This window comes from Dyella sp. 2RAB6 (assembly GCF_052115385.1).
Classification (GTDB): domain Bacteria; phylum Pseudomonadota; class Gammaproteobacteria; order Xanthomonadales; family Rhodanobacteraceae; genus Dyella_D.
The window spans coordinates 114,794-127,886 of sequence record NZ_JBFRGP010000006.1; the positions used below are offsets into that span (position 1 = coordinate 114,794).

A 13,093-nucleotide genomic window follows, 5' to 3' on the forward strand; every position below is an offset into this window, starting at 1 on the left:
AGCCTGCGCCTAAGCTAGCAGGCGTTCGTCCTTGAGCTTTTCGATCATGTCTCTGCGGATCCTTCTCGCCGACGATCATCCCGTCGTACGCATCGGCGTGCGCACCGTCATCGAGGCCCATGAGGTAGGACAGGTGGTCGCCGAGGCGGGTACCGTCGACGAACTGCTCGCGCATCTGTCGGAACAGGTCTTCGACATCCTGGTCACCGACCTGTCCATGCCCGGCCCGGTGCACGCGGACGGCTACGCGATGATCGAGCGCATCTGCCGCAACCATCCGGAGCTGCCGGTGCTGGTGCTGAGCATGACCAGCAATGCCAGCATCCTGCGCCTGCTGCAGACCGCGGGCGTGCTGGGCCTGCTCGACAAGGCCTCGTCCATGGCCGAGCTGCCGGCGGCGATCCAGGCTATCCGCTGCGGTGGTGTCTACGTGAGCGCTCCCTTGCGCCGGCTGCTGGTGCAGGCGGGTCTGCGCGCGCCCTATGGAACGGGCCAGCGCCTGCTGTCGCCGCGCGAAGTGGAGGTGCTGCGCCTGGTCGCCAAGGGATTGCGGGTGAAGGAGATCGCGCTGCAGCTCAACCGCGGCATCACCACCATCAGCAAGCAGAAGAGCGACGCCGCCCGCAAGCTCGGCATCCGCAACGACGTGGAGCTGTTCGACTTCCTGCGCCGCGAGGGCTTTTCCGGCTGAACGCCCCGGCCTGATGACGTGCTTCGACCTTGCAGCGGCGGTGATCGTCACCGCCGCTGCGTACGGCTTCACGATCGCCAGGTGGATGAAGCAAGAATCGCCGCACGCAGCATCTCAGGCTTTGCCTTCAACGCATTCGCGCATGGCACATCGGCCAACGCATGGTTGCCATGCGCGCTGCGGCGAGGAGCTGCCGAGTGGTGATAGGAATCCTCCCAAAAGCTGCGTGGGCACCGGATTCGACTCATTTTTACAATTCGTACTATGGATGAAAACGGAAGGCGTTTCCTATCATTCGGCCATCCAAACCCAGCAGGGATACAGCGCCTCGCGATGTATGCATGCCGAGCCGGAAACGCTACTGCTTCGAGCTGTCCATCCACACCTGACGTGACATGCGCCCGCACCAACGAACCGTGTGGCTGCCCAGGTTTTGGCCTGCGGAAGATGGACAGCAGGAACGAAGCAGGATGCCCCAGCCTTTGTCTTCGTGGCATTGCCGACGGACGACGAGGAACGCCGCGGAGGCGGTAGCAACACCCCACCCGATCCATCTCATTCAATGGAGCAACCATGAAGTACATCAAGACGGCCGTTCTCGCTCTCTCGCTTGCCGCCGCCGGTTCGGCCAGCGCCGATTCGGGACTCATCACCTTCGTCGGCTCGGTGTCCGACAGCACCTGCGTCGTCACCGGCGGCAGCGGCAGCAACGGCGCCCTGGGCAACTTCAGCGTGCCGCTGGATCCGGTGAAGACCACCGCGCTGAACGCCGCCGCCAAGACCGCTGGCCGCCGGGGCTTCGAAGTGGTGTTCAGCAACGGCCAGGGCGGCACCTGCGCCACCGCGGCGATCACCAAGGCGCATTTCCGTTTCGTCGGCAGCAGCCCCAGCGTCAATATCGATGGCCGCATGAAGAACGTGCTGGGCTTTATCGGCGCGGAGAACGTCGACCTGCAGATGCTCGACGAGAGCAATGCCGTGATCAACCTCACCAACCACACGCGCAAGGACGTCACGCTGGCCACCACCGGCCCGACGGCGATCAAGTTCGGCGTGCAGTACTACGCCACGGGCGTGGCGACGGCCGGCAACGTCCGTTCGGACGTCATCTACGAAGCCAGCTACGACTGAACCCGGCTTCGCCCGACCCGCGGGCGGCCTTGCGGCCGCCCGCGACCTGCACCTACGAGAAGTCTATGAAAAGCATGCTACGCAGCGGCCTGGCCGGCCTGTTGTGGCTGGCCGCGTCCTGGCCCGCCAGCAGCGAAGCCGACGTGATCATTCTGGGTACCAGGGTGATCTATCCCGCCGCACAGAACGAGGTGAGCGTGCAGCTCTCCAACCAGGGCGAGCGGCCGGCGCTGGTCCAGTTATGGATCGAGGAAGACGGCGTCATCACCACGCCGTCGGCAAGCAAGGCGCCTTTTATCGTGTCGCCGCCGCTGGCGCGCATGGAGGGCCACAAGGGTCAGGTGGTCCGCGTGCTGCATCGGCCGTCCGCGTTGCGCACGGACCGGGAGAGCCTGTTCTGGCTCAACATGCTGGAGGTTCCGCCCAAGCCGGCCGTCGAAGCGGAACAGAACCTGATGCAGTTTGCGGTAAAGACACGCATCAAGCTGATCTATCGCCCCGACGGCCTGCCCGGCGATCCCGCCGAGGCGCCCGGCCAGTTGCGCTGGTCGCTGGTCAGCGGCGGGCATGGCCAGGCGGTGCTGCAGGTAAGCAACCCGACCCCCTATTACGTGAACTTCGCGAGCATCGGCGTGCAGCTCGGCGCAGGCGAGGTGCTGCAGCGCGAAGAGGGCGGCGGCAAGGTTGAGCCGGGCGAGACCGGACGCTTTGCGTTTCCGGCGCTTTCCACGCATGGCGGCGGCGAGCTGAAGGTGGTCTTCACCGCGCTTTCCGATCTGGGCGGTCCGCTCACGCTTACCCAGCCGGTGGCCCGCTAGCGCTGTCGCTGCGCAGGGCCTGCCCATGGCGACTTCAAGATCTTCGTCTCCGCGCACGTGGGAATGGCGCGGATGGAATGCTGGCCTCTTCCCGGAGAACCGTTTGCTCACCCCGATCCATGCCGCATCGAACGGCAACCGTCACGGTCCGGCGCTGCCGCGCCCGAACCTGCGGCATGCTTTGCTGCCGGCCTTGATCCTCGGCGCCCTGGTCCGGCCGGCGCACGCTGCCGGCGAGGCGGCAGCGCCGGCGAATGCCGCCGCCAGGGCGGTGTCCTTCCATGAGGGGCTGCTCAACATGGGCGTGGGTCCGCAGGTGGACATCTCGCGCTTCGAGAAACCCAACGCCGTGCTGCCGGGACGCTACGCCAGCAACATCCTGCTCAACGGCGAATGGCGCGCGCGCATCGAGCTGCGCATCGCGGACGAGCCGGATCACCAGGGCACGCAACCGTGCTTCGAGCGGGACATGCTTGCGCGTATCGGCATCGCGCTGGCCAAGGTGGATGCTGTCGAGCCGGCGGCCGGCCAGCGCCAGGCCATGCCCGCCACCAGCGAGTTCTGCGGTCCGCTCGGCGATTACATACCCGGCGCGAGCGCGGCTTTCGACGGCAGCGACCAGACCCTCACCTTGAGCGTGCCGCAGATCTATCTCAGCCATGACGCGGGCGGCTATGTGGACCCGAAGTACTGGGACGCGGGTATCAACGCCGGCGTGGTCAATTACAACGCCTCGCTCTATCGCAATCGCGCCGGTCCCGGCGGTGCGCGCCTCAGCGGCTACGTCGGCATCAACGCCTCGGCCAACCTGGGCTCCTGGCACCTCAGCCACCTGAGCTCGTTCAACTGGACCGAGCGCGGCCGGACCAGCTACGAGACGGCCGCCAACTATCTGCAGCACGACGTGCCTTCGCTGATGTCGCAGTTGTACGTGGGCGACCTGTATACCTCGGGCACGCTGTTCAACAGCGTCAACCTGCGCGGCGCCGCACTGCTTGCGGACGACCGCATGCTGCCGGAATCGCTGCGCGGCTATGCGCCCAGCGTGCGCGGCATCGCCGAAACGCAGGCGCGCGTGGTGATCCGCCAGCGGGGTTACGTGCTGCTGGACACCACGGTGGCGCCTGGTCCATTCGTGATCGACGATCTCTACCCGACCGGCTACGGCGGCGATCTCGAGGTGGAGATCCACGAGGCCGACGGGCGGATCAAGCGCATCAGCGTGCCGTACGCCGCGGTACCGCAACTGCTGCGCGCGGGGCAGAGCCGCTGGGAGCTGGCCGCGGGCAAAGTCCGCCAGCCGGGACGTAGCCGCACGCCCGTGCTGGCCACGGCCACCTATCAACGCGGCATCACCGACCAGCTGACCGCCTACGGCGGCACCACCCTGGCGACCGGTTATCGCGCCGCGCTGATCGGCGGTGCGCTCAATACCGGCCTGGGCGCGTTCTCGCTGGATGCAACGCACACGCATGCGAGGATTGCCGGCCTGCCGCCCACCGAAGGCAGCAGCGTGCGCCTCGGCTACAGCCGGAACCTGCCGGAACTGGGCACCAGTTTCTCGCTCGCCGCGTATCGCTATTCCACGCGCGGCTACGTCGACGTGGCGGACCTGGTCGACCTGCGCGACGCGTCGAGCCGAGGCGGTGCTCCCGCCGGTGCTTCCCTGCGTTCCCGCGCGCGCAGCCAGCTCACCGTCAGCATCAACCAGCGCCTGGGTAACCGCGGCGGCCAGCTCTTTCTCAATGGGGTGCGGCGGGACTACTGGTCCAGGGATGGCCGGCAGCTCGACTTCACCGTGGGCTACTCCAATCAATGGCGCTCGCTGAGTTATTCGCTGTCGGCTCAGCGCACGCGCGAAACCATTCAGGGGCTGCGCCCGTCCGACGCGGCGCTGAATACCATTCCCGGCCTTGGCCTGTCCGGCGCGCGTCCGGGCTCGCGCCTCACCCGGAGCGATACCCGCGTCTTCTTATCCGTCAGCGTGCCGCTGGGACACAGCAGCGCAGCGCCGAATCTCTCCGCGCTGGTCGAGCGATCGAACCTGGCGGGCCGCAGCGGGCAGCTGGCCCTGAACGGGCTCGCCGGCGCCGAGCAGCAGCTCAGCTATAACGCCGCGCTAGCCCGCCAGGGCGGCAGCAACGCTTTCAACCTTTCCGGCCAGTACAACGGCGGACACGGCAATGTCCGCGCCGGCTACGGCCGGGGCGATGGCTATACGCAGGCCAGCCTGGGGCTGAGCGGCGGCCTGGTGCTGCACGGCGGTGGACCGACCTGGTCGCCGCCGCTGGGCGAAACCATCGGCCTGGTCCACGTGCCCGGCGGTCGGGGCGCGCACGTGGATGGCGGCCAGCGTTCGGTGGTGGACGCCAACGGATTCGCCGTGGTCCCCAGTCTCATCGCCTATCAGAGCAATCGTGTGGCTATCGATCCCCGAGGCATGTCGATGGACACCGAGCTGCAGATGGCTTCCCAGCAGACGGCGCCACGCGCTCGCGCGGTGGTGCTGCTCGACTACAAAACCACCGGCGGCCGCCCGCTGCTGATCGACGGCATGCTTGAAAGCGGCGAGCCGCTGCCTTTCGGTGCTGAAGTGTCCGACGAACAAGGCGCCGTGGTGGGCGTCACCGGCCAGGGCGGCCAGGTGCTGGTGCGCGGTGTCGAGCGCGCCGCCACGCTCACCGTGCGCTGGGGCGAAGGAGCTGGAGACAGGTGTCTTCTACGCATCGATCCGGCATCGACGCGCAAGCATGACGGTGAGCTCGAGCATATGCAGCGATCGTGCGAAGCGCCGCGGCCGCCGCATTGATCTCCTGCGCGACCTTCACTCGCAGTGTTCATGACCGCTGCGAACGCACACCGGTATCGCAGGGCACTCCATCAGGACGATAAGACATCGGTGTAGTCCGAAGTTCACTGCATTTAAGAGTGCTCTGATGGTCTTGCCTAGGTTCACTCGCTCAGAATCAACCCACTCGATGCAAGCACCGCTTGCCGCGAAACATCCCATCCATGCAGCACTGCGCTTCGCTTGGAATTTTCCACTGTCCAGCTGCTTCAACCACCTCATGTCTGTCCAACGCACGCCACTCGGATCTCATGCAACACCGCCGCACGCCAGGTCTGCGCCTGGCATTGCCGGCGATCGTCTTGAGCGCGGCTATCCCATGCGGACGTTGCCGCTGCTGCTCGCCCTGCTCGTGGCCAGCATCGCGCTCCCGGCGCGCGCGGGAATACTGATCAGCGGTACCCGTTTCGTGTATCCATTTCGCGCGCGGCTGCAACGCACGACCGGCAGCGTTACCGCGGGGCGTATCAACCGGCCGATCGCCGTGCGCGTCACGTTCCGCTGAGATGGCATCGCGCTGGTGGCGTGCCGGTGCTGGGGGATTGCACTGCGTCTGCGTCGGCTTGTTCGGCGCGTTGCTGGCCGCGCTGGTCCTGCTGGAGGCCGGCTATGCCATGGGCCTGCGCCTGAACTTCACGCGCAGCCTGCCGCTGGGCCTGTACCGGGTGGTGAACCGTCCGGTGGAGCGTGGCGCTTATGTGCGTTTCTGTCCGCCGCGCGGCGGCGCGATTGCACTCGGGATGGAGCGCGGTTACCTGCACGCCGGCGAAGTCTGCGCCAACGGCTACCTGCCCTTGCTCAAGCGGGTGGCGGCGGTGGGCGGCGCATGGGTCCTCGCACAGGACGATGGCGTGCGGGTGGATGGGCGGTTGCTGCCGCTCAGCGCTCACCTGGCGGTGGACGCGGCGGGCCGGCCGATGCCTAGACCTTCGCCGACGCAGTTGCAGCTGGCGCCGTCCCAGCTATGGGTGATGTCCGACACCAACAGTCATTCCTTCGACAGCCGCTACTTCGGGCCAATCGATCGTGCGTGGGTGATGGAGGTGATCGAACCCGTCGCGACCTGGGGGCCGGGCGGCACCTGGTCGGGCTAGCGCAACCGAAGGCCTGTGTCAGGTCGCGTTTCTTATCGAGTGAGATAAAGCTTCATGCGTAGCATCATGGTTCTTGCCGTACTCGCGGCATTGTTATCCGGCTGCCGTTCGTCGGAAGACTCGCACACCGCCCTGGCGGACGCGCCGCCGATGCCGGATATCCCCGCCGCTCCGTCCGGCGGCGAGACTGCGGTATCCGCGGCCGATCAACCGGACGCCGAGGATGCCCTCGACGCCGGCATGGACATGGTGGCCGCGCGCGACGTGTGCAAACTCCCCGCCGCGGAGCTGGCCAAGTTCGCGGCGTATAGCGAATGGGTCGTGCAGGGCGATCCGCAGCGCAAGGCGATCTTCATCACGGCGGCGAAAGAGGCGACGAAGCTGCACGAGTCCATGCTCAGCCAGGGCCGGCAGGAGGCCTATCGCAAGCAGACCTGCGCACGCCTGCGGCGCGTGCTTGCGACGATCGAGCAAGGCATCAGGACTTATCCGGCGCCGGGACACACATCGGGCAAGCCATGACAGCTACGCACGCTTTTGAAACCAAGTGGCTTATCCGATTTGCCGATACAGGCATGGCGTATGCAGAACCCGGCCATGCCGGCGCGGGCACGGCCGGTGGGATAGGCGCATGGCGTCGCACCGATCGCCGGATGCCGGTCCTGGCGCGCATCCTCCCGGCGCCCCCCGCCGGTCCCGAACGCCATCGCCGTTCGGCCGGCATGGACGGAGCGATGCAGGATTTCCTGCGCACCGTGCAGCGTTGCCGTGCGGTGGCGGGCGCCGGCCTGGCTTGCCTGCCGCTGGCGATCCAGGCTGCGGACGCTCCGAATCCCCGCGCGTTGTCCGCCGCTGGCGGCGTGGACGTTGCGCTGTGGTCGAGCGCGCGGCTGGCCCAAGGCGAGTTGATGATGGATGGCCTGCATCGCCGCCTGGGCGAGATCCGCAACGTGATGCCGACGCGCGATATCGGCGGTGAGGCGTTCGTGCGCCATGTCGGCGGCCATGTCGATCGCCTCGCTGGCGCCGGAGGCCGCGATGCGCATTCGCATGCCGGCGCCGTGCAACTCGGTGGCAGCCTGGCTGATTGGGACGAGGATGGTGCCAACCAGCGCATCGGCTGGGCGCTGGATCGGGGCAGGTTGAGCGTGCGAAGCGGGGGCATCGGGCATGCCGACGACCGGATCGACGGCCTTGCCGCCTGGTACACCCGCCAGCGCGATAACGGCGCCTATCTGGATGCCGTGGTGAGGCGTGCCAGCTACACCGGCCGGGTGCGCGGCGACGGCACGGCTGGCGCGCGAGTCAGGGCGAGCCAATGGCTGATCTCGGCCGAAGTCGGCGCCCCGCTGTCGATCAGCGAGAACGTGGCGGTGGAGCCGCAGGTCCAGTGGAAGCACCAGACGCAGCGCGCCGGTGCGCTGCGTGATGGCGGCGCCCTTCGCGCGCACCAGGCCACCCTTCGGCTGGGCGCGCGCGTCGCGCGCATCGACAACGAGCGCTTCGTGCCCTACGCGCAACTCGATCTGGAGCGCCAGTTCGCCGGGCGAAGCCGTGCTGCGGCCGCCGGTGTCGCGGCGAGCGACGCCTCCGCCATCGTGCGCAATGGCACGGTCATGCGATTGAGTGCCGGCGTGACCATCAAGGTCCATCGTTCGGTGGATATCTACGCGGATGCCGGGATACAGCGGGGCCTGGCCGATGGTGGCCGCTCGGGCGGATCGTTCAACACGGGCTTACGCATTAATTTCTGAGCGATCCAGCGACGCTCCATCGCGCTCCGCCAACGCACCCAGTCGCCCGGCCAGCACGCGCAGCGCCGTGCGCAAGCCCTCCGGCGCGCGCACGGTGAAATCGAACGGCTGCCGCGCAAGCTGGCGCGCGAACCAGTCCAGCTCGTCGACCTGCGCGCGCAGCAGCACGCCTGCTTCGATCGGTTCGAACAGGCCCATGGTGCCGCCCAGCCGTTCCAGCGCGTCCTGCAGCGTGGTGTGCAGGATCACTTCGGCGGTATGCGCGCGCGGCAGCGTGGCGATGCTGAAGGTCAGGTGCGCCACGGCGTCGAAATTGCGCGGACGCATGAACAGGCTTTCCTGCGCCACCACGTCCGCCACGCGATCGAGCCGGAACGAGCGCAGCCCGCGGCGCAGATGGCAGTGGCCCGCCATGTACCAGAAGCCGCCGCTGTGCGCGAGGCCGTAGGGATCGACCTCGCGTTCGCTCTCCACACCGTTCGCCGCGCGATAGCGCAGGCGCACCCGCCGGCATTGCTGCGCGGCGGCGCTCAAGGCGAACAAGGTGTCGCTGGTGCCGGCGGCCGCGGAGCGGGCCACGTCGAGCATCACCGTGTCGGCTACCGCGCGGGTGCGCGCCATCAGGCGCTCCGGCATCACGCGTTCCAGCTTGGCCTGCGCGCTGGCCACCGCCGCGGAAGCCTCGGTCAGCCCCATGCTGCGCGCCGCCAGCAGGCCGACCGACAGCGCCAGCGCCTCGTCGTCGGTGAACATCATCGGCGGCAGCTTGAAGCCGGCCACCAGCAGGTAGGCGCCGTAGCGGCCGCGCTCGGCCAGGATCGGGATGCCCAGCTCCTCCAGCGCGGCGATATAGCGCCGCACGGTGCGGCCATCCACGCCCAGCCGTTGTGCGATCTCGACGCCGCTGATGCGGCGATGCGTCTGGAGCAGTTCCAGCACTGCCAGGGCGCGGGTGGCGGGTCGGTACATGGCGCGCAGGTTAGCCGATAAACAGGACTGTCTTCGCCCTGATTCATGCCTAGGCTGTGAGCGTCTCCCGCGAGGTTGCCGCCATGATTCCTTCCATGCAGCTGGGCCTGTTCTTCCTGCTGGTGCTGGGCATCGTGGCGCTGCCCGGGCTGGACATGGCCTATGTGCTGGGCAGTTCGCTCAGCGGCGGGCGGCGCGGTGGCCTGGCGGCGGTGGCGGGGATCATGGCCGGCGGCGTTTGCCACGTCGTGCTGACCGGGCTGGGCATTGGCGTGCTGCTGCAATGGTCGCCGCTGTTGTTCCAGGCCATGTTGTGGATCGGCGCGGCCTATGTGGCCTGGATCGGCTACGGCATGTGGCGCAGCGAAGGCGGCGCGTTGCACGCCGCCGAAGTGGCCGGCCAGTCGCGCTGGACCACGTTCCGCCGCGGCGCCGTGACCTGCCTGCTCAATCCCAAGGCCTACCTGTTCATGCTGGCGGTGTTTCCGCAGTTCATGCGGCGCGAGCACGGGGCGTTATGGCCGCAGGCGGCAGTGTTGGGCCTGGTGATCGTACTGACCCAGCTGGCCGTGTATGGCGCGCTGGCCTGCGCCGCGGGCGGGGCGCAGGGGTGGCTGGCGGAGCGGCCGGGTTATACGCGGACGGCCTTGCGTGCGGTGGGTGCGCTGTTGATCGGGATCGCGCTGCTTACCGTGGCGGAGGGCATTCGCCGCCTGGCGTAGGTTGGGGTGAGCCGCAGGCGAACCCCAACATGGCTAGCTCCAAACGCATCGCATCGTTGGGGTTCGCCTGCGGCTCACCCCAACCTACGCCGGTCGTTTCACTCCAAAGGGAGGCTGTAATCGAACGTGTACGAATGCGCACCCTTGGCGTCGATATGGATCACCAGCGTCCCGCTCAGGCCGTCGAGCTCGCCCGTGCCGGAATCGGGCACCACCGTGATCGTCATGGCCGGCGCGCCGCGCGTCATCGTCGCGCTGTGCATCAGCACGAAGCTGCCCTGCCTGCCGCCCAGCGTGCCGGTGACCCGCTCCAGCGCCACATAGGCGCCGGAGCCGGTGGCCTTGTCCATCACCGCGAGCATCTCGCCCAGGCTGCTGCCATCCAGGTCGCCGTGGAAGCGCTTGTCGATGGTCTGCCGGCCCAGGGCGGCGGCTTCGATGCTCGGCGGTGCCGGTTGCGCGGCGAGCTTGACCTCGAACGTACCTTGGGCGTGTTTCATGCTGCTCTCCAATGCGTGGGATACCACCGGCGCGATCGCCAGGGCGAGTACGGCGACGGCGACAGGTAAGCGAAGACGAGGGAACATAGCGTGCTCCACGGGTGCGGGCCATCGCCGCGTTGGACGGCATTGCAACAGGAAGCCTCCTTGCATGATTGGAAAAACGCGACAGCCATGAACGCGAACGCACCCGAACCGCGCGGCGTGCTGCATCCACGCCTGCCGCACGGCGAGTTCCGGCACGAGCGCCGCCTGCCCGGCGCCGCGCTGGCCGGCTTGATCGAGCATTACTGGTACGTGGCCTGGGACCTGCGCGGCCTGCCGCCGCAGACCCAGGAAACCCTGCCGCATCCGAGCGTGCACCTGGTGGTCGAGCCGCCGCAGGCACGGCTCTACGGGGTGCACCAGGGGCGCTTCGAGCGCGTGCTCGAAGGGCAGGGTTGCGTATTCGGCATCAAGTTCCGGCCAGGCGGGTTTCGTCCGTTCCACACCGCGGAAGTGGCCAGGCTGATGGATAGCTCGATCGCCGCACGCGACCTGTTCGGCACAGCGGCTGATCGCTTCGAAGCCGCCGTGCTCGCCACCACCGACATGAACGAGATGGCCGCCGCCGCCGAACACCTGCTGCTGGCGCACCTGCCCGCGCCCGATGCCAACGTCGAGCGCGTCGCCAGCCTGGTCGCCGACATCGCCACCGACCGTTCCATCACCGCCGTCGAGCAGCTCTGCGAGCGCAGCGCACTCAACGCGCGCGCCCTGCAACGCCTGTTCAAGAACTACGTCGGCATCGGCCCCAAGTGGGTGATCAACCGCTATCGCCTGCATGAGGCGATCGCACAATTGCAGCAAGGGCAGCAGGCGGACTGGGTGGAGCTGGCGCTGTCGCTCGGCTACTTCGACCAGGCGCATTTCATCCGCGATTTCCGCGCCCTGGTCGGCTGCACGCCGGCGCAATACGCCAGGCGGCTTCAATCCACCGGATAAGGCATCTCGCCGAACGTCGCCGCGTGATAGCCCTTCGCACCCACGGCCAGCGCGAGCGGGCTGCGGAAATCGCGATCCGCCGCCAGGCAGGCCAGCACCTGGGCGAAGTGGTGGCGCGGTTGCCAGCCCAGTTCATGCCGGGCCAGGGCATTGACGTAGACGCGATCGATGCGCGGGAACATCCGCCAGCCGCGCGCGCCGTACAGCGCCTCGAACGCGGGAAACAGCCGCCGCAGCACGGCCGGCGCATCGCGGTGCAGCAGCGCGAGATCTTCCTGCGCGAACGGCGTGGTGGCCGAGACGATATAGCGGCCGAAGCCGAGCGCCGGTGCGCGCTCCAGCGCCAGCAAATGCGCGTTCGCCACGTCCTCGATATCCGCGCGGCGATACAGCAGTTCGTTGGCCTGTGCATTGGCGAGGTCATAGGCGGCGCGCTTGCCCGCATCGTCGTCCGCCTCGGGAAAGAAGCGCGAGGTGCGCAGTATCAGCAGCGGCAGGCCGTGGCGGCGGTGATACAGCTCGCATAGCTGCTCGGCGGCGAGCTTGGTGGTGCCGTAGATGTTCTTCGGTACCGGCGCCACGTTTTCCGTGATCCACGCGGCTGGTGCTTCCGCGGCCGGCGTCAGCGCCGCACCGAACACGCTGGTGGTGCTGGTGAACACGAAGGCCCGCACGCCTGCCGCCACCGCCTCTTCCAGCAGCGCCAGGGTGCCACTGATATTGGTGTCGACGAAATCCTGCGCCGGGTGCGTGGCGACATGCGGCTTGTGCAAGGTGGCGGTGTGGATCACGGCGCTTGCGCCGCGCATCGCCTCGCGCACGAAGACGCGGTCGGCGATGTCGCCGGTGTGCTGCGTAAACGGCGATGGCTTCAGATCGATGCCGACGGCCTCGCGCGAAGCGGCGCGCAGGCAGCGCATCAGCGCCTCGCCGAGATGGCCGGCGCTGCCGGTCACCAGGATGGTCATGGCTTGTTCCCGCGTGATGCTGGGAGCAAAAGCGTAGCGGGCGAGGCAACGCGTCCGCCACGCATAAAATATGCGCCGCTCAGGCCAGCGTGGTGACCAGCCGCCCCATGCTGCCGTCCGCCAGTGCGATGCGCTCCCACAGTGCGGTGCCGGGGCGGATCGGCAACTCCGCATTGGTGCCGGTGGCGATGCGCAGCGAGCCCTGCCGATCTTCGTACCAGCCGCGCGCGTCCAGCGTGGCTTCGGCGGCAAGGATTTCCGGCGTCGCGTAGACCAGCATGCAGGTGCCGATCAGCTCGGCGGCGGGCCGGCGCCAGTCGGCAAAACGCGCGGGCGAGACCGCCAGCAAGCGGTGGGTGCGGTCGCAGACCAGGTGCACCTTCTGCGTCGAGGTTTCCACCAATCGCTTCAGCGCCGCGTCCTGCGCCGGATCGGGCCGCGCCTCCAGCAGGCGCTGCACGGCCAGCCGCTGCGCCGCCGACAGCTCCAGGTCGCCGCGCTCCCAGCGCGACACGGTGGATTGGGTGACGCCGAGCAGGTCGGCGAGGTGGCTTTGTTTCATCCCGCGCAGCTGGCGCAGCCGCCGCAGGGCGCGTCCGAAGGGTGCCATGGCG

General features: G+C 68.0%; 14 protein-coding genes. 10 read left to right on the forward strand and 4 right to left on the reverse strand.

Features of this window, described 5'->3' with window-relative positions; genetic code table 11:
* Window positions 1–46: 46 nt before the first annotated feature.
* The 8 genes from AB4083_RS11645 to AB4083_RS11680 all read left to right on the forward strand — a co-directional run bounded on the left by AB4083_RS11645 (window position 47) and on the right by AB4083_RS11680 (window position 8,336).
* Window positions 47–691 (forward strand): response regulator, encoded by a 645-nt coding sequence (locus AB4083_RS11645; protein ID WP_441607971.1) that lies wholly within the window; start codon window positions 47–49, stop codon window positions 689–691.
* Window positions 692–1,264: 573 nt separating this feature from the next.
* Entirely contained in the window at window positions 1,265–1,822 is a 558-nt protein-coding gene (locus AB4083_RS11650) for a fimbrial protein (RefSeq protein ID WP_441607972.1), read from the forward strand.
* Between the two features lie 65 nt (window positions 1,823–1,887).
* Window positions 1,888–2,640, forward strand: a complete 753-nt coding sequence (locus AB4083_RS11655) for a fimbrial biogenesis chaperone (protein ID WP_441607973.1) — start codon at window positions 1,888–1,890, stop codon at window positions 2,638–2,640.
* A gap of 103 nt (window positions 2,641–2,743) precedes the next feature.
* Window positions 2,744–5,449: a fimbria/pilus outer membrane usher protein gene (locus AB4083_RS11660; protein WP_441607974.1), complete on the forward strand. Its 2,706-nt coding sequence runs from the start codon at window positions 2,744–2,746 to the stop codon at window positions 5,447–5,449.
* A gap of 169 nt (window positions 5,450–5,618) precedes the next feature.
* The gene (locus AB4083_RS11665) at window positions 5,619–5,993 is read left to right on the forward strand and encodes a hypothetical protein (protein ID WP_441607975.1); all 375 of its coding nucleotides are present in this window, start codon (window positions 5,619–5,621) and stop codon (window positions 5,991–5,993) included.
* A 37-nt stretch (window positions 5,994–6,030) separates the two neighbouring features.
* Complete coding sequence (gene traF, locus AB4083_RS11670) at window positions 6,031–6,582, forward strand: conjugative transfer signal peptidase TraF (RefSeq protein WP_441607976.1); 552 nt, start codon at window positions 6,031–6,033, stop codon at window positions 6,580–6,582.
* A 54-nt stretch (window positions 6,583–6,636) separates the two neighbouring features.
* Window positions 6,637–7,104 carry a hypothetical protein gene (locus AB4083_RS11675; RefSeq protein WP_441607977.1) on the forward strand — a complete coding sequence of 156 codons (468 nt, stop codon included), beginning with the start codon at window positions 6,637–6,639 and terminating at the stop codon, window positions 7,102–7,104.
* Between the two features lie 53 nt (window positions 7,105–7,157).
* Window positions 7,158–8,336: an autotransporter domain-containing protein gene (locus tag AB4083_RS11680; protein WP_441607978.1), complete on the forward strand. Its 1,179-nt coding sequence runs from the start codon at window positions 7,158–7,160 to the stop codon at window positions 8,334–8,336.
* Here AB4083_RS11680 and AB4083_RS11685 read toward each other — a convergent pair.
* Complete coding sequence (locus AB4083_RS11685) at window positions 8,319–9,305, reverse strand: helix-turn-helix transcriptional regulator (protein WP_441607979.1); 987 nt, start codon at window positions 9,303–9,305, stop codon at window positions 8,319–8,321. The genes AB4083_RS11680 and AB4083_RS11685 overlap by 18 nt on opposite strands.
* 83 nt (window positions 9,306–9,388) lie before the next feature.
* On the opposite strand from AB4083_RS11685, the gene AB4083_RS11690 reads away from it, so the two are divergent.
* Window positions 9,389–10,027: a LysE family translocator gene (locus AB4083_RS11690; protein WP_441607980.1), complete on the forward strand. Its 639-nt coding sequence runs from the start codon at window positions 9,389–9,391 to the stop codon at window positions 10,025–10,027.
* Window positions 10,028–10,125: 98 nt separating this feature from the next.
* Here AB4083_RS11690 and AB4083_RS11695 read toward each other — a convergent pair whose 3' ends face one another.
* On the reverse strand, window positions 10,126–10,527 hold the full coding sequence (locus tag AB4083_RS11695; RefSeq protein ID WP_441607981.1) for a DUF3224 domain-containing protein: 402 nt from the start codon (window positions 10,525–10,527) through the stop codon (window positions 10,126–10,128).
* A gap of 174 nt (window positions 10,528–10,701) precedes the next feature.
* Here AB4083_RS11695 and AB4083_RS11700 point away from each other — a divergent pair, with 174 nt between their 5' ends.
* Entirely contained in the window at window positions 10,702–11,511 is an 810-nt protein-coding gene (locus AB4083_RS11700; protein ID WP_441607982.1) for an AraC family transcriptional regulator, read from the forward strand.
* On the opposite strand, the gene AB4083_RS11705 is transcribed toward AB4083_RS11700, so the two are convergent.
* Together AB4083_RS11705 and AB4083_RS11710 are read right to left on the reverse strand one after the other, a co-directional pair.
* Entirely contained in the window at window positions 11,496–12,479 is a 984-nt protein-coding gene (locus AB4083_RS11705) for an NAD-dependent epimerase/dehydratase family protein (RefSeq protein WP_441607983.1), read from the reverse strand. The genes AB4083_RS11700 and AB4083_RS11705 overlap by 16 nt on opposite strands.
* Before the next feature lie 79 nt (window positions 12,480–12,558).
* Window positions 12,559–13,089 carry a helix-turn-helix transcriptional regulator gene (locus tag AB4083_RS11710; RefSeq protein WP_441607984.1) on the reverse strand — a complete coding sequence of 177 codons (531 nt, stop codon included), beginning with the start codon at window positions 13,087–13,089 and terminating at the stop codon, window positions 12,559–12,561.
* Window positions 13,090–13,093 lie beyond the last annotated feature (4 nt).